At 59.1% G+C, this 20,805-nt stretch carries 18 protein-coding genes; 9 read left to right on the top strand and 9 right to left on the bottom strand.

Annotation, left to right across the window (positions count from 1 at the left end; all coding sequences use genetic code 11):
• Nucleotides 1-36: 36 nt before the first annotated feature.
• The 7 genes from cyoE to hmpA all read right to left on the bottom strand — a co-directional run bounded on the left by cyoE (nt 37) and on the right by hmpA (nt 7,693).
• The gene (gene cyoE / locus LOY55_RS25145; protein WP_046026670.1) at nt 37-924 is read right to left on the bottom strand and encodes a heme o synthase; all 888 of its coding nucleotides are present in this window, start codon (nt 922-924) and stop codon (nt 37-39) included.
• Nucleotides 925-935: 11 nt separating this feature from the next.
• Nucleotides 936-1,283 carry a cytochrome o ubiquinol oxidase subunit IV gene (gene cyoD, locus LOY55_RS25150; RefSeq protein WP_046026671.1) on the bottom strand — a complete coding sequence of 116 codons (348 nt, stop codon included), beginning with the start codon at nt 1,281-1,283 and terminating at the stop codon, nt 936-938.
• Entirely contained in the window at nt 1,283-1,909 is a 627-nt protein-coding gene (locus tag LOY55_RS25155) for a cytochrome o ubiquinol oxidase subunit III (RefSeq protein ID WP_046026672.1), read from the bottom strand. The genes cyoD and LOY55_RS25155 overlap by 1 nt, the downstream gene beginning before the upstream one ends.
• Before the next feature lie 3 nt (nt 1,910-1,912).
• Entirely contained in the window at nt 1,913-3,943 is a 2,031-nt protein-coding gene (gene cyoB / locus LOY55_RS25160) for a cytochrome o ubiquinol oxidase subunit I (RefSeq protein WP_046026674.1), read from the bottom strand.
• A 3-nt stretch (nt 3,944-3,946) separates the two neighbouring features.
• Nucleotides 3,947-4,891 carry a ubiquinol oxidase subunit II gene (cyoA, locus tag LOY55_RS25165; protein ID WP_046026675.1) on the bottom strand — a complete coding sequence of 315 codons (945 nt, stop codon included), beginning with the start codon at nt 4,889-4,891 and terminating at the stop codon, nt 3,947-3,949.
• 830 nt (nt 4,892-5,721) lie between these two features.
• Nucleotides 5,722-6,231, bottom strand: a complete 510-nt coding sequence (locus LOY55_RS25170) for a disulfide bond formation protein B (RefSeq protein WP_046026676.1) — start codon at nt 6,229-6,231, stop codon at nt 5,722-5,724.
• 280 nt (nt 6,232-6,511) lie between these two features.
• Entirely contained in the window at nt 6,512-7,693 is a 1,182-nt protein-coding gene (gene hmpA / locus LOY55_RS25175; protein ID WP_046026677.1) for an NO-inducible flavohemoprotein, read from the bottom strand.
• Nucleotides 7,694-7,841: 148 nt separating this feature from the next.
• Here hmpA and norR point away from each other — a divergent pair, with 148 nt between their 5' ends.
• The 5 genes from norR (at nt 7,842) to LOY55_RS25200 (ending at nt 12,264) form a co-directional block, all read left to right on the top strand.
• Nucleotides 7,842-9,392: a nitric oxide reductase transcriptional regulator NorR gene (gene norR, locus LOY55_RS25180; RefSeq protein ID WP_223523200.1), complete on the top strand. Its 1,551-nt coding sequence runs from the start codon at nt 7,842-7,844 to the stop codon at nt 9,390-9,392.
• Nucleotides 9,393-9,673: 281 nt separating this feature from the next.
• The gene (locus tag LOY55_RS25185) at nt 9,674-10,576 is read left to right on the top strand and encodes a chemotaxis protein CheV (protein ID WP_046026679.1); all 903 of its coding nucleotides are present in this window, start codon (nt 9,674-9,676) and stop codon (nt 10,574-10,576) included.
• Nucleotides 10,577-10,603: 27 nt separating this feature from the next.
• On the top strand, nt 10,604-11,062 hold the full coding sequence (locus tag LOY55_RS25190; protein WP_223523198.1) for a GNAT family N-acetyltransferase: 459 nt from the start codon (nt 10,604-10,606) through the stop codon (nt 11,060-11,062).
• A 42-nt stretch (nt 11,063-11,104) separates the two neighbouring features.
• Entirely contained in the window at nt 11,105-11,431 is a 327-nt protein-coding gene (locus tag LOY55_RS25195; RefSeq protein ID WP_109787536.1) for a hypothetical protein, read from the top strand.
• 83 nt (nt 11,432-11,514) lie between these two features.
• Entirely contained in the window at nt 11,515-12,264 is a 750-nt protein-coding gene (locus LOY55_RS25200; protein WP_223523196.1) for a YkgJ family cysteine cluster protein, read from the top strand.
• Nucleotides 12,265-12,331: 67 nt separating this feature from the next.
• On the opposite strand, the gene LOY55_RS25205 is transcribed toward LOY55_RS25200, so the two are convergent.
• Both LOY55_RS25205 and LOY55_RS25210 read right to left on the bottom strand, forming a co-directional pair.
• Nucleotides 12,332-13,471, bottom strand: a complete 1,140-nt coding sequence (locus LOY55_RS25205; RefSeq protein ID WP_223523194.1) for a transporter substrate-binding domain-containing protein — start codon at nt 13,469-13,471, stop codon at nt 12,332-12,334.
• Nucleotides 13,472-13,612: 141 nt separating this feature from the next.
• On the bottom strand, nt 13,613-13,870 hold the full coding sequence (locus LOY55_RS25210; RefSeq protein ID WP_054045524.1) for a hypothetical protein: 258 nt from the start codon (nt 13,868-13,870) through the stop codon (nt 13,613-13,615).
• 370 nt (nt 13,871-14,240) lie between these two features.
• On the opposite strand from LOY55_RS25210, the gene LOY55_RS25215 reads away from it, so the two are divergent.
• The 4 genes from LOY55_RS25215 to LOY55_RS25230 are packed head-to-tail and all read left to right on the top strand — an operon-like array spanning nt 14,241 to nt 20,540.
• A complete protein-coding gene (locus LOY55_RS25215) occupies nt 14,241-15,401 on the top strand; it encodes an efflux RND transporter periplasmic adaptor subunit (RefSeq protein WP_109787533.1) in 1,161 nt (386 codons plus the stop codon).
• Entirely contained in the window at nt 15,398-18,499 is a 3,102-nt protein-coding gene (locus LOY55_RS25220; RefSeq protein ID WP_223523193.1) for a multidrug efflux RND transporter permease subunit, read from the top strand. Before LOY55_RS25215 ends, LOY55_RS25220 begins: the two co-directional genes overlap by 4 nt.
• 9 nt (nt 18,500-18,508) lie before the next feature.
• On the top strand, nt 18,509-19,186 hold the full coding sequence (locus LOY55_RS25225; RefSeq protein ID WP_007916978.1) for a heavy metal response regulator transcription factor: 678 nt from the start codon (nt 18,509-18,511) through the stop codon (nt 19,184-19,186).
• Nucleotides 19,176-20,540, top strand: coding sequence for a heavy metal sensor histidine kinase (locus tag LOY55_RS25230; protein ID WP_223523192.1), 1,365 nt, complete (start codon nt 19,176-19,178; stop codon nt 20,538-20,540). The genes LOY55_RS25225 and LOY55_RS25230 overlap by 11 nt, the downstream gene beginning before the upstream one ends.
• Nucleotides 20,541-20,805 lie beyond the last annotated feature (265 nt).

Genomic DNA, 20,805 nt, shown 5'->3' on the forward strand with positions numbered 1-20,805 from the left:
CTCGAAGGCGGGGCTTTTGTTTACAGCATCCGACGCTTAAGGCGCGTACGTCAGCAGCAACTCGGTCGGCACTTTGAAGTCCAGGGACATCATCACGCTCAACGCGGTAATGGTGAAGATCGAGAACACGAACAGCTTGCGTGCCCAGACCGTGTCATCCACTGCCTTGTAGCCGGTCCAGGCCATGTACAACCAGTACATGCCCATGGCCGCGGCGACGGCGAGGTAGCTCATGCCGGCGTAGCCGCTGAAGGTCAGCATCAAGGTCGCCACGAGGAAGGCCAGGATGTAGATCAGGATGTGCTTCTTGGCCACCTGGATCCCGCGCTTCACTGGCAGCACCGGAATCGATGCGGCCAGGTAATCGTTGAAGCGGAAGATCGCGATGGCGTAGGAATGCGGCATCTGCCACAGGCTGAACATCACCAGCAGGGTCAGTGCGGCCATGTCGAAGCTGTTGGTCACAGCGACGTAGCCAATCACCGGCGGCATGGCGCCCGACAGACTGCCCACCAGCGTGCCGTGAACCGACTTGCGCTTGAGGTACAGGCTGTAGAAGCCGACGTAGATGATGAAACCGATCACCGCGAACAGCGCGGCCAACGGGTTCGCCACCTTGTACAACAATGCGACGCCGGCAACACCCAGGACGGTCGCAAAGGCCAGGGCCAGTTTCAGGGAGATCAAGCCCTGGACCAGCACCCGGTTCTTGGTGCGTTCCATCTTCAGGTCGATGTCGCGGTCGATGCAGTTGTTGAACACGCAACCCGAAGCCACCACCAGGGACGTGCCGATCATGGCGGCCAGGAAAATGGCCAGATCGACATGCCCTTTCGAGGCCAGGAAAAATCCGCCCGCCACAGAAAGCACGTTACCGAAAATGATCCCCGGTTTGGTGATTTGGATAAAGTGCTTAAAGGACATCCGGACTTTCCTCAGTGCGCCATCATGACGGTGTGGATGCTGAACATGATCCACAGCGACAAGCCAACCAACAGAACGATTACCAATGCGGCGAAAACAAACGCGATCACGTTGTTACGCTGGGCAGCGGAGCGGTCCAGGTGGAGGAAGTACACCAGGTGAACAAGCACCTGGATAACTGCGAAGACCAGTACGATCCACAGGGTCATGGCTTTCGGCAGCGACGGGTACATCACCAGGCCGAAAGGAATGATCGTCAGGATCACCGACAGGATGAAGCCGATGGCGTACGACTTGACGCTGCCGTGGCTGTCGTCGTGACTGTCGTGGCCATTGTGTGAGTGAGCTGCGTTAGCCATTACAGGGTCCCCATCAGGTAAACAACGGTGAATACGCAGATCCACACCACGTCCAGGAAGTGCCAGAACAGGCTCAGGCAGCTCAGACGGGTTTTGTTGGTCGACGTCAGGCCTTTTTTCTGGACCTGATACATCATGATCGCCATCCAGATCAGACCGCTGGTCACGTGCAGACCGTGGGTGCCGACCAGGGTGAAGAACCCGGACAGGAAGCCGCTGCGGTTAGGACCGTAGCCTTCGGAGATCAGCATGTGGAACTCGTTGATCTCCATGCCGATGAAGCCCAGGCCGAACAGGAAGGTGATGGCCAACCAGCCCAGTACCGCCTTCTTGTTGCCTTTGAACAACGCCAGCATGGCGAAGCCGTAGGTGATCGAGCTGAGCAACAGGCAGGCGGTTTCGCCCAGCACGTATGGCAGCTCGAAGATGTCGTGGCCCGACGGGCCACCCGCTACGTTGTTAACCAGTACCGCGTACACCGCGAAGATCGACGCAAACAAGATGCAGTCGGTCATCAGGTAGAGCCAGAAACCGAATACGGTCATCTCGCCCGAGTCGTGGTGATGGTCATCGTGCCCATGTCCATCGACATGGGTGTGTCCAGCATTGGTCACTAAGTTCGACATGGTTTAAGCCTGTTCCAACGAGGTTTCAACACGGGTGGCAGTGGCCGGGATTTTCCCGGCGGCTACCAGACGCTTGTGCTGCTCGGCTTCGGTGCGCTCGATCACGTCGACCGGCACCATATAGCCCTGGTCATCACGGGCAGCATGGATAACGAAGTAGATCACGGTACCGGCGAGGCCGAAGATGGCCATCCACCAGATGTGCCAGATCATCGCGAAACCGAACACGGTCAACAGAGCACCCATGACCAGGCCGGTCGCGGTGTTGTTTGGCATGTGGATCGGCTCGTACTTGGCCGGGGCCTTGTACGCAGTACCGTTTTCCTTGGCCTCGGTGAACGGGTCGATGCAGTCGGCTTTCGGCAGAACGGCAAAGTTGTAGAACGGTGGTGGCGACGAAGTCGACCATTCCAGCGTGTGGGCATTCCACGGGTCACCGTGTTCGCACATGTTTTCCGGCTTGTTACGGTCACGGACACTGACGTACAGCTGGATCAACTGGCAGGCAATACCGACAGCGATCAGGATCGCGCCAAACATTGCAACGTGCAGGTAAGGCGTCCACTCAGGGTTGGTGGTGCTGTTCAGACGACGGGTCATGCCCATGAAGCCCAATACATAGAGCGGCATGAACGCGACGAAGAAGCCCGAGATCCAGAACCAGAACGCTGCCTTGCCCCAACCTTCGTGCAGCTTGAAGCCGAACGCTTTAGGGAAGTAGAAGCCGAAGCCTGCGATGTAGCCGAATACTGCGCCGCCGATGATCACGTTATGGAAGTGAGCAATAACGAACAGGCTGTTGTGCAGAACGAAGTCAGCACCCGGAATGGCCAGCAGCACGCCGGTCATGCCGCCGATGGCGAAGGTCACCATGAAGCCCAGGGTCCACAGCACCTGGCTGGTCATGCGCAGACGGCCCTGGTAGATGGTGAACAGCCAGTTGAATAGCTTCACACCCGTCGGGATGGAAATCAGCATCGTCGCCAGACCGAAGAAGGCGTTGACGCTGGCACCCGAACCCATGGTGAAGAAGTGGTGCAGCCAAACCATGAAGCCCAGGATCGAGATCGCGCCCGAGGCGTAGATCATCGAGTGGTGACCGAACAGCTTCTTGCCGGAGAACGCCGAGATGACTTCGGAGAAGATCCCGAATGCCGGCAGAATCAGGATGTAAACCTCGGGGTGACCCCAGGCCCAGAACAGGTTGACGTACATCATCGGATTGCCACCAAGTTCATTGGTGAAAATGTGGAAATCCATGTAACGGTCAAGCGTCAGCAGTGCCAGGGTAGCGGTCAGGATCGGGAAGGAAGCGACGATCAGTACGTTGGCCCAGGTGCAGGTCCAGGTGAAGATCGGCATGTCCATCATTTTCATGCCCGGGGTACGCATTTTCAGCACGGTGGCCAGGAAGTTGACCCCGGTCAGCGTCGTACCTAGCCCGGATAGCTGTAGCGCCCAGATGTAGTAGTCCACACCCACGCCAGGGCTGTAGCCCAGTTCCGACAGCGGTGGATACGCAACCCAACCGGTACGGGCGAATTCGCCGACACCCAGGGACACGTTAACCAGCACAACGCCGGAGACCAGCAGCCAGAAGCTCAGGGAGTTCAGGAACGGGTAGGCAACGTCACGGGCGCCGATCTGCAGCGGCACTGCAAGGTTCATCAGGCCGGTGAAGAATGGCATCGCCATGAAGATGATCATGATCACACCGTGAGCGGTGAAGATCTGGTCATAGTGTTCAGGTGGCAGGTAGCCAGGCGAACCTTCAGTGGCCAGGGCCAGCTGGGAACGCATCATGATGGCGTCGGCAAAACCACGCAGCAGCATGATCATGGCCACGACGATGTACATCACGCCGATTTTCTTGTGGTCGACCGATGTCAGCCACTCGGACCACAGGTAGGTCCACTTCTTGAAATAGGTGATTGCAGCGAACACGCCCAGACCGCCGAGCGCGATCATGGCGATGGTCACCATCACGATCGGCTCGTGGAACGGGACCGCTTCCCAACTTAATTTACCAAACATCGTTTACTCCTCTGCCCCGGCAGCTGAATGCGAACTCATGTCCATCCCTTCCATCTGGGCCACTTCTTTCTCTTTCTTCTCGTGGTCCACTTTCGGACCCGGTTTCATGCCTTCGTACTTGTCGACGATGGTCTGGAACAGGTTCGGCGTGAACGAGGAGTAGAGCTCTACTGGATTGTTCTGGCTTGGTTTGGAAAGGGCTTCGTATTCAGCTTTTTCAAGCTGTTTAGGTGCCTTCTTGACATCACTGACCCAGGCATCGAAATCAGCCTGAGAGGTGGCGATTGCTTTGAACTTCATGCCGGTGAAACCCGCGCCGCTGTAGTTGGCGGAGATACCGTCGAATTCAGCGTTCTGGTTGGCGATCAGGTGCAGTTTGGTCTGCATGCCCGCCATCGCGTAGATCTGGCCGCCCAGGCCCGGAATGAAGAACGAGTTCATCACGGTGTCGGAGGTGATCTGGAAATTGATTGGCGTGTTGGCCGGGAAGACGATCTTGTTGACCGTGGCAATGCCTTGTTCCGGGTAGATGAACAGCCACTTCCAGTCCATCGAGACCACTTGAATGGTGACCGGCTTGACGTCGGATTCCAGTGGTTTGTACGGGTCCAGTGCGTGGGTCGACTTGTAGGTGACATAACCCAGGGCAATGATGATCAGCACTGGAATGGCCCACACCGCGATTTCAATCTTGGTGGAGTGCGACCACTTCGGCGTGTATACGGCGTCGGTGTTGGAGGCGCGATATTTCCAGGCGAACAGGAAGGTCATGACGATGACCGGTACCACGACAAGAAGCATCAGCAGCGTTGCGGTGATGATCAGGTTTCGCTCATCCAGGCCCACCTGGCCCTTGGGATCGAGCAAGGTCATGTTGCAGCCTGACAGCAACAACGTGCCAATCAGCGGCAATAAGCCTAGTAGTCTGGGGTACCTGTTTTTACTCATCTCACGACCTCTAAAGCAGCTTGCGCAATGCAGTTGGGTTTTGATCGCCAACACTTCACCCTGCCAAGGGTTGGCATTTTTCTTGGATTGAATAAGGGCTGCCCGTCGCGCGTCAGACGCTGCTCGACAAATCCTGGGCCAGCGGTAAGTTCTTATTCGAATTCGTGGTCAAAGGCCTTGTTACAGACCAATTCCATTTGGTGCGGATAGTTGGAAGGCTCCGACACCGGGGAGTCGCATGAAGCCTTCAGGCCTCTCGACGCCCTTCTTTCTGCTCAAGCACCTGATTAAGGGTGAGCAGTGCCGGGAATTCAGTGCGGGCGATTGTAGATATGTAACGATTCATAAACCATGTCTCATCCCGAAATAATTTTTATCCATTCCAGCAACAATCATTAACGTATTTCGTAAAAGTCGGGCATGTTATCGAAATTGATTCTCAACAAAAACACCAAAATTAGTAGGTCTATCTCCCGCAGTTCAGACAGCTTCGAGCCCCCTACACCCTCTCCCGAGATTGCCAAAGCCCCCACGTGACAAGGGCTCCGGCAATTCGCCAGCACTTGTTAAAACTGCCTGCCTCATCACTTTCCGGGCGAATTGAATCAGCATCCGGGCAGTCCAATTTTGTTGCCAGACCTTATGCCAATTAATCCTTTTGAAATGCCTTGCGACACTGCCGATGTGACAACATGTCGCACACGTGTCGCACCCCTTCTTGTCGTGCATCAAGGTCTTTCTACCAACCGTCAGAAATGCAAAACGCCCCGGCCCTCTTAACGAGGACCGGGGCGTTTTTTTTGGATGACGCAGCGGTGAAGCGAACTGCCTCAGCGCAGCGTTTTACGGTTACGTGAAGTGAGCAACGGCACCAGCACCACGATCAACACGAACGCCACCAGCGCCCATTGCGCCAGCGACAGGCCGAGGATCGGCGGGTACGGCGTGGAGCAGAAGCCATCGACCTGGAAGCCCAGCGGGAAGATCTTCGCCAGTGGCAAACCATCGACAATCGGTTGCAGCACGTCGATGCCGCAACTGACCGCAGGATAGAACTGGGTGTAGACGTGATGCCCGGCGACCGCGACGCCTGCAATGGCACTGATGACCACCAGCGTCTCGAACACGGTAATGCTGCGACGGGTGCGCATCGCCGCACCGATGAAGGCGAACACCGCGATAAACAACAACGCATAACGCTGGAGGATGCACAGCGGGCATGGCGCCTCGCCCAACACAATTTGCATGTACAGCGCGCCGCCGATCAGCGCCAGGCAGATGATGCCCAGTAACACCAGATAACGCCGTTCGCGTCCCAACCGCATCGATTCCTCGCTCATCGCGTTTCCCTTTTTGATATCAGTTGCCGCCAGTCTACACGCAGGCTCCGTCGTTTGAGAGCCTGCCGCGTGCCGGTGGATTCGGGGGAATAAACGATAAAGCGGTTAAGGAGGGATTAACTTTTAAAGGATTTGTACGGTTCGGAACCGCAGTGCGGCCAATCGCGGCCCGCTCCCACAGGAATTGTGCTTGCCCGCAATCTCTCGAACGACACAAAACCTGTGGGAGCGGGCTTACCCGAGATGAAGGCGACTCGGTCTCCCGAGTCGCCCTGACCAGTTACTCCAGCGCCGAGGCCGGGCCAAAGAACTCGTAGCGGCTTTGCTGCTGCGGTACACCCAAGGCCTTGAGGTGACGCTTGATCGCGGCCATGAAGCCTTTAGGCCCAAGGAAGTAAGCATCCAGGTCACGCTGTTCGGGCAACCACTCGCCCAGTTGCTCCTGACTCAACAACCCGACCTTGTGCGCAGCGGCGCTGACGCCGTCATCTTCGGCGTAGCAATAGAAGCGCTTGAGTTGCGGATGACGCTCGGCCAGACCATCGATCCAGTCACGGAAGGCGTGCACGCTGCCGTTGCGCGCGCAGTGGATGAAATGCACCGGGCGCTCGGTGGCCAGCGCGGCTTCGAGCATTGCCAGCGTTGGCGTGATGCCGACACCGCCACTGATCAGCACCAGCGGTTTGTCACTGGCGGCCAGGGTGAATTCGCCCGACGGCGGAAACAGCTCGATGCTCGCACCGACATGCAACTGATCGTGCAAGTGGTTTGACGCGCGCCCACCGGTTTCACGCTTGACGCTGATGCGGTACTGACCGTTGTTCGCCAGTGCCGACAGCGAGTAATTGCGACGGATCTCTTCGCCGTCGAGGATCAGTTTCATGCCGATGTACTGGCCAGGCTCCGCCACAAGAATCGGGCCTTTGTCGGCAGGTTCGAAGTAGAACGAGGTGATTTCAGCGCTTTCCTCGACCTTGGCCGTCACGATGAAATCCCGCGCCCCGCGCCATCCGCCAGGGGCCTGTTCTTTCTGGTCGTAGATGCTGGTTTCAGCGCCGATCAAAATGTCGGCGAGTTGGCCATACGCGGCACCCCAGGCAGCAATCACTTCAGGGGTGGCGATTTCTTCGCCCAGCACTTCGGCGATGGCGCGCAACAGGCAGGATCCGACAATGGGGTAGTGTTCCGGCAGGATTTGCAGGGCCACGTGCTTGTTGATGATCTTGGCCACCAGGTCACCCAACTGGTCGAGCTGGTCGATGTGCCGCGCGTACATCAACACACCGTTGGCCAGCGCGCGCGGTTGATCACCGCTGGCCTGGTGGGCCTGGTTGAACAGCGGGCGGACCTCAGGGTATTCCGAGAGCATCATGCGGTAGAAGTGGGTAATCAGCGCTTCGCCCCCGCTTTCCAGCAGCGGCACGGTGGATTTGACAATGGCACGGTCTTGGACGCTAAGCATTAAGGCGACTCCGGATCTTTGTGTGAGTTTCCTTAGACCTTTCAGTTTCCATGCCAAAACTATAAACCTTATAAAACAACAACTTAAAAACACAGTAGTCATATCGACACACACTACCTTATAGTCATCCCGACTACATGGAGTCACTATGACTGCAAAATCCTTGCTCACCGCCCTGCTGCCCCTGGTCTCCGACCTGTCTCGCGAATTGCCCGAAGGCGAGCGTTATCGCCGCCTGCTCGAAGCCATGCGCGCCTTGCTCCCTTGCGATGCCGCAGCCCTGCTGCGCCTTGATGGCGATTGGCTGGTGCCCTTGGCCGTCGACGGGTTGAGTACCGACACCCTGGGGCGACGCTTCAAAGTCAGCGAACACCCGCGCTTCGAGGCATTGCTCAGCAGCCACGGCCCCACCCGCTTTGCCGCCGACAGCGGCCTGCCGGACCCTTACGACGGGCTGGTCGAAGGCCTCGATGATCATCTGGAAGTCCACGACTGCATGGGATGCCCGCTGTTTATCGACGAGCGCCCATGGGGTTTGCTGACCCTCGATGCCCTCGATCCGGAACAGTTTGAACCCATCGAACTGGACGCCCTGCAAGCCTTTGCCAGCCTCGCTGCGGCCACGGTCAACGCTGCCGAGCGCATCGAGCGCCTGGCCAATCGCGCCGAAGACGAACACCAGCGCGCCGAGGTTTACCGTCAAGCCAGTGGTCAGCAGGACCGCGAGATGATCGGCCAGAGCAAGGCCCACAAGCGTCTGGTGGAAGAAATCAATCTGGTGGGCGGCAGTGACCTGACCGTGTTGATCACCGGCGAAACCGGCGTCGGCAAGGAACTGGTGGCGCAGGCGATTCACGCCGCCTCTGCACGAGCCGACAAACCCATCATCAGCCTCAACTGCGCGGCGCTACCGGACACATTGGTCGAGAGCGAATTGTTCGGTCACGTGCGGGGCGCCTTTACTGGCGCAACAAGTGATCGTCGCGGCAAGTTTGAGCTGGCCAATGGCGGCACGCTGTTTCTCGATGAAGTCGGTGAATTGTCACTGACAGTGCAAGCCAAGCTGTTGCGAGTGCTCCAAAGCGGTCAGTTGCAGCGCCTGGGCTCGGACAAGGAACACCAGGTGGATGTGCGGCTGATCGCGGCCACCAACCGCGACCTGGCCGAAGAAGTGCGCAACGGTCGCTACCGTGCCGACTTCTACCACCGTTTGAGCGTTTACCCCTTGCTGGTACCGGCGCTGCGCGATCGCGGGCGGGACGTGTTGCTGCTCAGTGGCTACTTTCTTGAGCAAAATCGCTCGCGCATGGGCCTCAACAGCCTGCGTTTGAGCAGCGACGCGCAGACCGCATTGCTGGCGTACAACTGGCCAGGGAATGTGCGTGAGCTGGAGCATTTGATTGGTCGAAGCTCACTCAAAGCGCTGGGCAACTGCAAGGATCGCCCGAAGATTCTCAGTTTGAGTGCAGCGGACCTGGACTTGCCCACTGGCAGTGTCGAGGCTATCACCGAGCAACCGGTGGCCAACCCTGTGGTGCTGGTGTCTGGCGATTTGCGTGAAGCCACCGAGAACTATCAACGGCAATTGATCAGTAGTTGCCTGGAGCGGCACCAAGACAACTGGGCCAGCGCGGCCCGTGAGCTAGGCCTGGACCGGGCGAATCTTGGGCGCATGGCCAAGCGGTTGGGGATGAAATAACTCGGTCCCTGTAGCAGCTGCCGAGCCTGCGAGGCTGCGTTCGAAGACGCAGTCCTCGCCAATCCATCGGCTGCGTTGTATCTGATACATCCGGGATTCAGGGTTTACGGCTGCTTCGCAACCGGACGCAGCCTCGCAGGCTCGGCAGCTGCTACAAAGAATGCATTCACCGATGTGCGACGCAAAGCCCCTAAAGCCTGCCCGCTACAAGTCGATAACCCGATATCGGTAGTTGTGGGCGATCCCGCAATCGCCCATCACCTTTTCCACAGAAGGTTTTTATGTCCACCAATAAAGCCCGCGCAGATTCACTTTCGCTTTTGCTGTTCACGTTGCGCAGCGGCAAGCTGATGGCGATCAACCTGCTGAAAGTCAGTGAAATCATCCCTTGCCCGCCGCTGACCCGGCTGCCGGAGTCGCATCCCCACGTTAAAGGCATCGCCACCCTGCGCGGCGCCTCGTTGTCGGTGATCGACCTGAGCCGTGCCATTGGCGAGCGCCCGCTGGAAGATCCGAACGGTGGCTGCCTGATCGTCACCGACGTCAGCCGCTCCAAGCAGGGCCTGCATGTTCAGGCCGTGAGCAAGATCGTCCATTGCCTGACCACCGATATCCGCCCACCGCCCTTTGGTTCCGGCGGCGTGCGCTCGTACATCACCGGCGTGACCTCGGTCGACGGTACGCTGGTGCAAGTGCTGGACATCGAAAAAGTCATCCACGGCATCGCTCCGGCGCAAATCGAATCGGCCCCGACCGAGCTGAGCATGGAAGACGCCGAAGTCTTGGGCAACGCCCGCATTCTGGTGGTCGATGACAGCCAGGTTGCCCTGCAACAATCGGTGCACACCCTGCGCAACCTCGGCCTGCAATGCCACACCGCCCGCAGCGCCAAGGAAGCCATCGACTGCCTGCTCGACCTGCAAGGCACCGCTTCGCAGATCAACCTGATCGTCTCGGACATCGAAATGTCGGAAATGGACGGCTACGCCTTCACCCGCACCCTGCGCGAAACGCCGGACTTCTCGCACCTGTATGTGCTGTTGCACACGTCTTTGGACAGTGCGATGAACAGCGAAAAAGCGCGTTTGGCCGGAGCTAACGCCGTGCTGACCAAATTCTCTTCGCCAGAGCTGACCAAATGCCTGATCGAGGCAGCCAAGGCTGTCGCTGAACAAGGTCATTAACAGGTGGCCGAGGGCTTTTGCTTTTTGATGCGGCGCAACCTCGCGCAAGGTGTGCCGCCGATTACCTGGCCTCAAGGGATAGTCCTCAGCCCCTACCGGCCTGAATTGGCCGAAGCCGTTCATCGCTTGATGGAACAGGGTTATCTCGAAGGTGGCGGCCGCGTGCCAGCGCTGGAACTGTGGCAACAGCGGTTTGAAACCGATCCCGAATACGATCCCTCCTTGTGTTTCATTGCGCTGGATGCCGACGGTGTCGTTGGCGTGTGCCAGTGCTGGACCAGCGCCTTCATCAAGAACCTTGTCGTGCATCCGCGAGCACAAGGCCAAGGGCTTGGCCGCACTTTATTGCTGCACGCGTTCAATGTGTTTCAGCAACGCCGCGAGGGTTTTGTCGACCTGAAGGTATTGGAAGACAACCTTCGAGCGCAGCGTTTGTATGAAAGTGCCGGGATGGTTGTGGTTCGCCGGGAACCTGTCCCGATGTGACAGACTCAGACCTTGGTCAATCACCCCCAAGGATGCCCGAACATGAAAGCCGTCAGCCTGACCTTCCTCTGCCTCAGCGCCCTCGCCTCCCAGGCCCAGGCTTCCAGCCCCGACGCCTGGGCAGCCTACGACAAAGCGGTACTCACCCGTTGCACCAAGGCCAGCAGCCTGAAAAATGCCAAGCCCGTCGGCAACCCTGCGCAATTCGATGATCGGGTCGACTACACCGCCCTCCTGCTGCAAGGCCAATACCCGCAAAAACACATGAAAGGCCAGCAAGGCACTGAACTGTGCCTCTACAACAAAAAGACCAAAACCGCCTACGTGACCGAATGGGACTCGATCCGTCCGACTGCCAAGGCCCAGTGAGTGGCGTACAACTTGCTTCAAGACCGAGCGCTGCGGCGACATTCTGTCGCCACTTCATGCGTTAACAGGCGGTCCGGTAATCCATGAACACAACGTTTTCCTGCGTAGGTTGCGGCAAGTGCTGCAATGACCACCACGTCCCGCTGACGCTGGCGGAAGCCCGGATGTGGGCGGCCGATGGCGGTCAGGTGATCGTGCTCGTCGAGGGTTTCCTGGGGAACGGCCTGGGCCTGCCGGCGCAGCAACGCGAACATGCCGAACGCCGTTCGGTGGTGGTTCGAAGCGGCGCGTCCGAGGCCTATGTGGCGATCACCTTTGCCGCCTACAACGTCGGTCCCTGCCGGAATCTTGACGAAGACAACCTGTGCCGCATTTACCAACGCCGACCGCTGGTGTGCCGCATCTACCCGGCGGAAATCAACCCACACATCATGCTGGACACGGCGACCAAGGACTGCCCGCCCGAGTCGTGGGAACAAGGCCCGGACTTGATCATCGACGGCGAAATGGTCGATCAGGAACTGAAAGAGCTGATCCTGCGTTCGCGCCAGGCGGATCGTGATGATGTCCAGGCCAAGGACGCGATTTGCGCGTTATTGGGCATTCGCACGACAGCGCTGAAGGGCGATGGATTTACGGCCTATCTGCCAGACATGACGGCATTTGCCAATGTCATCGACCACGTAACAGCACAACCGTTGGCAGCGTCAGGGGCTGACTGGGTGTTTCATGTGTCGGGAGATGAAATTGCCGGGCAAGTGCAGGCGGCAGGTGCGCAACTGGTGACCGAAGCGCCGGTGAACTACGCGTTTATTTCGTTGCGGGCGGCTTGAGAGGCCCGGCTCCAGACGTCGGAGCCACCGCACAACTCCATTGCACAATGGCCCGTCACCGATAGAACTAGCGGGCCGTGACCGCCAGGCATTCCACTTCTACTTTCGCACCCGCAACCAACTGGCCGGCAAACGTCGTACGAGCCGGCAAACGGTCCCCCGGGAAGTAACTGCGATACACAGTACTCATGGCGGAAAAATCCTTGATGTCAGCCAGGATGACCGTGCATTTGGCCACTTGGACCAGGGATGAACCATTGCCTTGCAATGCCGCACGCAAGTTCTCCATGGCCTGGGTCGTTTGCGGTCCGATGCCGCCCTTGACCAATTTGCCATCAGCTCCGAGGCCGATCACCCCGGACAGGTAAACCGTGTGCCCCACCTGCACCGCATCGGAAAATGGCAGGCCTTCTTCATTAGGAAAGTAACGGGGTGCATCGGTAGTCACGGGGGGCAAGTAACGCTGGGTTATCGCCTGGTACTGGCCATTTCGCTTGAGACGCTCAAGGCCAGTATTCAGGTTATCGCGCAACGCGGTGTCGTTATTGCGCACCCCCATTGCCACACCGCTGCCCAACATAGGATCGTCGAGCACAGGACCGGCAAAGTCGAATGCCTGTCCTTGAGGCTGGCTCAAAAATGCGTGGGTAATTTCGATCGTGTCCTGCAGGGTTGCGTCGATTTCGCCCGCCTGCAAACTGGCAATCAGTTGATCATTCAAATTGAAACTGCGCACCGTCACCCCGGCCTCAGCCCAACGGGTTTTGGCGAACGTCTCGCGGCTGGTGCCCGCCAGAACACCGACGCGCTTGCCTTTGAGCGAGACCACCGACGGTTGCAAACCGGAACCTTGACGCGCCACCAGTCGGCTGCTCAACGGGTAAAGGTTCTCGGTGAAGTCGATCCGCTCACGTCGCGCCGCCGTAGCGGTCATCGGCATGATGACGTCGAAACGCCTGGCTTCAAGGGCAGCGATATTGGTGGCGTAAGCCTGGTCGATCCAGACACAGCGGGCATTGAGTTCGGCACACAAGGCGTTGCCCAAATCGATGTTCAACCCGACCAGTTCGCCATTTTCATTACGGCTTTCAAATGGCGGAACCAGGGCTTCGACCCCAAAACGGATCTGTGGGTCAGGTTTAGAAGACACACAACCGGTGGTCAGGAGCACCAGCGACAGGACGGTGAGCGTTTTTAGCAGAGGCATTTCAGTGGCTTCGTCGAGAATTCTTGGAAACGAATCTTCGACGAAGGGTCACCAACCTTCCCAGAGGACAAGTCGCTCATCCTTGTGGGAACTGTCTCGGCATCAGACAGATTTCTTTCCAGCAGAAAACATAACCGAGGGTCAACGCTTACCCATCGAACGACGCGTGCCCGGAGGTGCTGCGCCTGGCGTCTTGGTATGCCCATTCTTCGCGCCATTCTTGTACCAAGGCTGGTTGGCGTTCTTGGCGGCGGCCAATTCACCCGGTTTGAACGGGAACTTGAATGCCGGGATCGCGGCTTTGGTTTCGCTGTCTGCGCTGGAGTCGACGCTGTCTGGCAGGTCTGCCTGGTCGTCGCTCAAAGCGTCGGCAACCGGCGGTTGTGTCGGGGAAGTCATGAAAGCTCCGGGTGGTGCACATAGAGTCGGGCCCGGTCAGCGAGCCGCGAAAGGCGGCAGTATACCTGTGTCGAGAGCTGCAAGCTTCACGCCGCGAGCGAGTCCGTCGGGTTTTGTGTTGACTGAACTGCCGCCATCGCGGGCAAGCCCGGCTCCCACAAGGACCCAACGTATCTGTAGGAGCCGAGCTTGCTCGCGATGAACGATAACGCGGTCAACCTGACCGAACGCCATGCAAGCAAAATCAAGATCCCTCCCAAACTGACAGCGCCGTCAGTTAGCAGTCACCCTCCTGACGGGCTGACAGGGTTATAAAGGAGGGTATAAACCTGAAAACTCCCCCTATCCCTTAGCCCGGCGCCCCACTCGCATGCAAATTCAGAAAAAAACCGCCTTGATCGCCGGTCTGCTTATTGCTTTGGCCGCGTGGGGCACCTGGTATGTCGTCAAGCCCGCCACGGCGAAGCTCGCTGCGCCTGCGGCCATCCCGGTGCGCGTGGTCAACGTTGTTGAAAAAGACGTCCCACGTTATGTCAGCGGCATCGGTTCGGTGCTGTCCTTGCACAGCGTTGTGGTGCGTCCGCAAATTGACGGCATCCTCACCAAAATCCTGGTCAAGGAAGGCCAACTGGTGAACAAAGGGGACTTGCTCGCGACCATCGACGACCGCTCGATCCGCGCCAGCCTCGATCAGACCCGTGCGCAACTGGGTGAAAGCCAGGCTCAATTGGAAGTCGCACAGGTCAACCTCAAGCGGTACAAATTACTGACGGTCGACGATGGGGTTTCCAAGCAGACCTACGACCAGCAACAAGCGCTGGTCAATCAGCTCAAGGCCACGGCGCAAGGCAATCAGGCGTCAATCGACGCCGCTCAGGTGCAACTCTCCTACACACAGATTCGCTCCCCGGTCACCGGGCGCGTCGGTATTCGTACGGTGGATGAAGGCAACTTCCTGCGCATGACCGACGCCCAAGGTCTGTTCACCGTGACCCAGATCGACCCGATCGCCGTCGAGTTCTCCTTGCCGCAGCAAATGCTGCCGACCCTGCAAGGGCTGATCGGCGACCCACAACGCGCACAAGTGAAAGCCTACATCGGCGCCGACACCGACGGTGAAACCGGCAACCTGCTGGGCGAAGGTCACCTGACCCTGATCGATAACCAGATCAACGCCAATACCGGGACCATCCGCGCCAAGGCCGAATTCAACAACCCCGGACAGAAACTCTGGCCCGGCCTGCTGGTAACGGTAAAAATTCAGACAGCCCTGGAGAAAGATGCGCTGGTGGTGCCGCCCACCGTCGTACAGCGGGGCCTCGATCAACATTTCGTGTACCGGGTCAACGGTGACAAAGTTGAAGCCGTCAACGTGCAGGTCGTCGCTCAAGGCAGCGGCCAGGACATCATCAAAGGCGTGAAACAGGGCGATGTGCTGGTCAGTGATGGCCAGTCGCGGCTCAAGCCTGGTTCAACCGTGCAAGTGCTGACCGACCCGCCGCAAGTGGTGCAATCGGAGTCGAAACCATGAAGGGCCACGGCTCAGTCTCGGCCTGGTGCATCGATCATCCGGTCGCCACTATCCTGCTGACCTTTGCTCTGGTGCTGCTCGGCGCCATCGCCTTCCCGCGCCTGCCGATTGCGCCGCTGCCGGAAGCGGAATTCCCGACTATCCAGGTGGCCGCGCAATTGCCCGGCGCCAGCCCGGAAACCATGGCCTCGTCGGTGGCCACGCCGCTTGAAGTGCAATTCAGCGCCATCCCCGGCGTGACGCAAATGACGTCGAGCAGCGCCTTGGGGTCGACCAACCTGACCCTGCAGTTCACCCTCGACAAAAGCATCGACACCGCCGCCCAGGAAGTCCAGGCCGCGATCAACACCGCCGCCGGCAAACTGCCCAAGGACATGCCCACGCTGCCAACCTGGCGCAAGGTCAATCCCGCCGACAGCCCAGTGCTGATCCTCAGCGTCAACTCCACCCAAATGCCCGGCACCGAGCTCAGTGATCTGGTGGAAACCCTGCTCTCCCGTCAGATCAGTCAGATCGATGGCGTAGGCCAAATCAACATTACCGGCCAGCAACGTCCGGCTATCCGGGTTCAAGCGTCGGCGGACAAACTGGCGGCCATTGGCCTGACCCTCGCGGACATTCGCCTGGCGATCCAGAGCACCAGCCTCAACCTGGCCAAAGGTGCGCTGTACGGCGAATCGAGCATTTCGACCCTGTCGACCAACGACCAGCTATTTCACCCCGAGGAATACAGCCAACTCATCGTTTCCTACAAGGACGGCGCCCCGGTTCATCTGAGGGATGTCGCCAAAGTCGTCAACGGCTCGGAAGATGCCTACGTTCAGGCCTGGGCCGGCGACAGGCCGGGGGTGAACCTGGTGATTTCCCGGCAACCGGGCGCGAACATTGTCGAGACCGTGGATCGCATTCAAGCCGCGTTGCCGGCTCTGGAAGCCATGCTCCCCGCCTCGGTGCAGGTCAAGGTACTGGTCGACCGCACCCAGACTATCCGCGCCTCGCTGCATGAAGTGGAAATCACCCTGCTGATCGCGATCATGCTGGTGGTGGCGGTGATGGCGCTGTTCCTGCGCCAGTGGTCGGCGACGCTGATCGTGTCCGCGGTACTGGGCGTTTCGCTGATCGCCAGTTTCGCGCTGATGTACATCATGGGCTTCAGCCTGAACAACCTGACGCTGGTGGCCATCGTGGTGGCCGTGGGGTTTGTAGTCGACGACGCGATTGTGGTGGTGGAGAATATTCACCGGCACCTTGAGGCCGGCGACAGCATGCGCGAGGCGGCGATCAAGGGCGCCGGCGAGATTGGGTTTACCGTGGTCTCGATCAGTTTCTCGCTGGTGGCGGCATTCATTCCGCTGCTGTTCATGGGCGGCGTGGTCGGGCGGTTATTCAAGGAATTCGCCCTGACGGCCACCTCGACCATCATGATTTCGGTGGTGGTGTCGCTGACGCTGGCGCCCACCCTGGCCGCGCTGTTCATGCGTGCGCCGGTGCACCACGCCCACAGCAAACCGACGTTCGGCGAACGCTTGATGGCCGGCTATGAAAAACTGCTACGCCGCGCCCTCGCCCATCAAAAGTTGATGATCGGTGTGTTTGGCCTTTCCCTCTGCCTGGCCATCGCCGGTTACATCTTCATTCCGAAAGGGTTCTTCCCGGTGCAGGACACCGGTTTTGTCCTCGGTACGACCGAAGCCGCCGCCGATATTTCCTACGGCGACATGGTGAAAAAACACCTGGCAATGGCCGAAATCGTCGCGGCGGACCCCGCCGTCGCGGCGTTTTCCCACTCGGTCGGCGTATCGGGCAGTAACCAGACCATCGCCAACGGTCGCTTCTGGATCTCCCTGAAAAAACGCAGCGACCGCGATGTCTCGGCCAGCCAGTTCATCGACCGGATTCGCCCGAAACTGATGAAGGTCCCGGGCATCGTGCTGTACCTGCGAGCCGGGCAAGACATCAACCTCAGCTCCGGCCCGAGCCGCGCCCAGTACCAATACGTACTCAAGAGCAATGACGGCGCGACCCTCAGCACCTGGACCCAACGCCTGACGGAAAAGCTGCGCGGCAACCCTGCGTTTCGCGACATTTCCAACGACCTGCAACTGGGCGGCAGCATCACCCACATCAGCATCGACCGCAGCGCGGCGGCGCGCTTCGGCCTGACCGCCAGTGATGTCGACGAAGCGCTTTACGATGCATTTGGTCAGCGTCAGGTCAATGAATTCCAGACCCAGATCAACCAGTACAACGTGATTCTGGAACTCGACACCCAGCAACGCGGCAAGGCGGAAAGCCTGAACTATTTCTACTTGCGCTCGCCCCTGAGCGGAGAAATGGTGCCGCTGTCGGCACTGGCCAAATTTGACGCCCCCACGGTCGGCCCGCTGTCCATCGCCCACGACGGCATGTTCCCGGCCGCTAACTTGTCGTTCAACCTCGCGCCCGGCGTGGCGTTGGGCGATGCGGTGATCATGCTCAACCAGGCCAAGGTCGACATCGGCATGCCGGCGGCCATGAGCGGTAATTTCCAGGGCGCGGCGCAGGCGTTCCAGAGTTCGCTGGCCAGCCAGCCGTGGCTGATTCTGGCGGCGCTGGTTGCGGTGTACATCATTCTGGGCGTGCTCTACGAGAGCTTCGTTCACCCGCTGACCATCATTTCGACGCTGCCTTCGGCGGGGCTCGGGGCGGTGATCATGCTGTGGATTTGCGGCCAGGACTTTTCGATCATGGCGCTGATCGGGCTGGTGCTGCTGATCGGTATCGTCAAGAAAAACGGCATCCTGATGATCGATTTTGCACTTGATGCCCAGCGCAACCGTGGTTTACCACCGGAAGAGGCGATCTTTCAGGCCTGTATCACGCGGTTCCGGCCGATCATCATGACCACCCTCGCCGCCCTGCTCGGCGCACTGCCGCTGATGCTCGGCTACGGCACCGGCGCCGAACTGCGCCAGCCGCTGGGAATCGCGGTCGTGGGCGGTTTGCTGGTCAGCCAGGCGCTGACGCTGTTCACCACTCCGGTCATATACTTGTGGCTTGAGCGGCTTTTCCACAGGCCCAAACCTTCGCCGGTACCGGCGTTGGCGACCACAGACTGAGGCGGGGTCATGCGCGTTCTGATTATCGAAGACGAAGAAAAAACCGCGGATTATTTACACCGCGGCCTGACGGAACAGGGTTACACCGTGGACCTGGCGCGCGACGGCGTCGAGGGCCTGCACCTGGCGCTGGAAAGCGACTACGCGGTGATCGTCCTCGACGTCATGCTGCCGGGCCTGGACGGCTTCGGCGTGCTACGTGCATTGCGTGCACGCAAGCAAACCCCGGTGATCATGCTCACCGCCCGCGAGCGCGTCGAAGACCGCATCAAGGGCCTGCGCGACGGCGCCGACGATTACCTCGGCAAACCGTTTTCGTTCCTTGAACTGGTGGCACGGCTGCAAGCGCTGACCCGCCGCAGCGGCGGCCACGAACCGGTGCAAGTGAGTATCGCCGACCTGTGGATTGATTTGATCAGCCGCAAGGCCACCCGCGCCGGTACTCGCCTTGATCTGACGGCCAAGGAGTTTTCGCTGCTCAGTGTGCTGGCCCGCCGGCAAGGTGAAATCCTCTCGAAAACAGCGATTGCCGAGATGGTCTGGGACATCAATTTCGACAGCGACGCCAACGTCGTCGAGGTCGCGATCAAGCGCCTGCGGGCCAAACTCGATGGCCCCTTCGACGAGAAATTGCTGCACACGATTCGTGGCATGGGTTATGTGCTGGAGAGCCGTGGTGTCCAGTAACAGCATCGCATTGCGCTTGAGCGGGATGTTCACGCTGGTGGCGCTGTTGGTGTTTTTGTTGATCGGCTGGGCCTTGTACCAGCAGGTCGACAAGGGCTTGGGATTGCTGCCCGAAGCCGAACTGGACGCGCGCTACAGCGTGCTCGAATCCACCGTTGGCCGTTACGGCACGCCCGAACATTGGGTGAAGATCAACAACAAACTCAAGTTGCTGGGCGAGGAAGACAAGCGCATCAGTTTCTGGATTACCAGCGGTGATCCGCACTACGAATACGGCAGCCCGACACCGCAAATCCGCGCCTTTGCCGAAGGGCCGCTGGGCATGCGTGACTTGCAGCTGCCGGACCATCCCTACCCGCTGAAAGTACTGGTGAGCCAGTTCCCGGCCAAGGATCAACGCCCGCCGCTGCGCTTCATGATCGGCATCGACACCGAGACCTTTTACCAGACGCAACATCACCTGCTGATCGCCCTGATCAGCCTGGCGATTGTCGGGGTGTTGCTGGCGTCTGCATTGGGCTATTGGGTCGCACGCATTGGCCTCAAGCCACTGATCAAGCTGTCTCAGGAAGCCCAGCGCCTGGCACCGCCGCTGCGTTCCGGACGGCTGCGATTATCGTCGCTGCCGCCAGAGTTGAATCAGTTCGTCAATTCATTCAACTCCACGCTGGAACGGGTAGAGCAGGCTTACTCGCGGCTGGAGTCGTTCAATGCCGACGTGGCTCATGAACTACGCTCGCCGCTGACCAACCTGATCGGGCAGACCCAAGTGGCGCTCACACGCGGACGCTCTGCCGAACACTATTTCGAAGTGCTGCAATCGAACCTCGAAGAGCTGGAACGCCTGCGCTCGATCATCAACGACATGTTGTTCCTCGCCAGTGCCGATCAGGGCAGCAAGGCCACCAAACTGACGTCCACCTCGCTCGCCAATGAAGTGGCGACGACGCTGGAGTATCTGGATTTCATTCTTGAAGATGCGCAGGTTCAGGTGCAGGTCAGCGGTGATGCGCAGGTGCGAATCGAGATCGCGCATCTGCGCCGGGCGTTGATTAACTTGCTGAGCAACGCGGTGCAACACACCGAACCTGGGCAGGTGATTCAGGTGCGGATCGAGGTCGAAGAGCACCAGGTGAGCATCGGCGTGGCAAACCCGGGTGCACCGATTGCCAGCGAGCATTTGCAGCGCTTGTTCGAGCGTTTTTATCGGGTGGATGCCTCGCGCAGCAACAGTGGCAACAATCACGGCCTGGGGCTGGCGATCGTCAAGGCGATTGCATTGATGCATGGCGGTGATGTGTTTGTGCGCAGTGATCAGGGCATGAATACCTTCGGCATTCACCTTCCCGTTTAATCCTCGCACGGTCCTGTAGCAGCTGGCGAAGCCTGCGTCCGGCTGCGTAGCAGTCGTAAAGTCTGCGTTTGCGGTCTTTCTGAAACACCGCATCGTCTGATTTTACGACTGCTGCGCAGCCGGACGCAGGCTTCGCCAGCTGCTACAGAGGCGGCGTTGGTGTTCTTACTGTTGCTTCAGGCGCAATAGTCCTTTCTTGAATTGGCTCTGTTTCCCGTCGGCCAGGATCCTTATCTTTGCCCGCACCAAACAGCACTTGCCAAGC

The organism is Pseudomonas sp. B21-040, from assembly GCF_024748695.1.
In the GTDB taxonomy this organism is placed as follows: Bacteria; Pseudomonadota; Gammaproteobacteria; order Pseudomonadales; family Pseudomonadaceae; genus Aquipseudomonas.

Bases quoted from the DNA above. Each gene is read 5' to 3' on its own strand.
- LOY55_RS25215 (WP_109787533.1), top strand. From the start codon at position 14,241: ATGCAAATTCAGAAAAAAACCGCCTTGATCGCCGGTCTGCTTATTGCT.
- LOY55_RS25225 (WP_007916978.1), top strand. From the start codon at position 18,509: ATGCGCGTTCTGATTATCGAAGACGAAGAAAAAACCGCGGATTATTTA.
- LOY55_RS25190 (WP_223523198.1), top strand. From the start codon at position 10,604: ATGCGGCGCAACCTCGCGCAAGGTGTGCCGCCGATTACCTGGCCTCAA.
- LOY55_RS25210 (WP_054045524.1), bottom strand. From the start codon at position 13,870: ATGACTTCCCCGACACAACCGCCGGTTGCCGACGCTTTGAGCGACGAC.
- LOY55_RS25200 (WP_223523196.1), top strand. From the start codon at position 11,515: ATGAACACAACGTTTTCCTGCGTAGGTTGCGGCAAGTGCTGCAATGAC.
- hmpA (WP_046026677.1), bottom strand. From the start codon at position 7,693: ATGCTTAGCGTCCAAGACCGTGCCATTGTCAAATCCACCGTGCCGCTG.
- cyoE (WP_046026670.1), bottom strand. From the start codon at position 924: ATGTCCTTTAAGCACTTTATCCAAATCACCAAACCGGGGATCATTTTC.
- cyoA (WP_046026675.1), bottom strand. From the start codon at position 4,891: ATGAGTAAAAACAGGTACCCCAGACTACTAGGCTTATTGCCGCTGATT.
- norR (WP_223523200.1), top strand. From the start codon at position 7,842: ATGACTGCAAAATCCTTGCTCACCGCCCTGCTGCCCCTGGTCTCCGAC.
- cyoB (WP_046026674.1), bottom strand. From the start codon at position 3,943: ATGTTTGGTAAATTAAGTTGGGAAGCGGTCCCGTTCCACGAGCCGATC.
- LOY55_RS25205 (WP_223523194.1), bottom strand. From the start codon at position 13,471: ATGCCTCTGCTAAAAACGCTCACCGTCCTGTCGCTGGTGCTCCTGACC.
- LOY55_RS25155 (WP_046026672.1), bottom strand. From the start codon at position 1,909: ATGTCGAACTTAGTGACCAATGCTGGACACACCCATGTCGATGGACAT.
- LOY55_RS25220 (WP_223523193.1), top strand. From the start codon at position 15,398: ATGAAGGGCCACGGCTCAGTCTCGGCCTGGTGCATCGATCATCCGGTC.
- LOY55_RS25185 (WP_046026679.1), top strand. From the start codon at position 9,674: ATGTCCACCAATAAAGCCCGCGCAGATTCACTTTCGCTTTTGCTGTTC.
- LOY55_RS25170 (WP_046026676.1), bottom strand. From the start codon at position 6,231: ATGAGCGAGGAATCGATGCGGTTGGGACGCGAACGGCGTTATCTGGTG.
- LOY55_RS25195 (WP_109787536.1), top strand. From the start codon at position 11,105: ATGAAAGCCGTCAGCCTGACCTTCCTCTGCCTCAGCGCCCTCGCCTCC.
- cyoD (WP_046026671.1), bottom strand. From the start codon at position 1,283: ATGGCTAACGCAGCTCACTCACACAATGGCCACGACAGTCACGACGAC.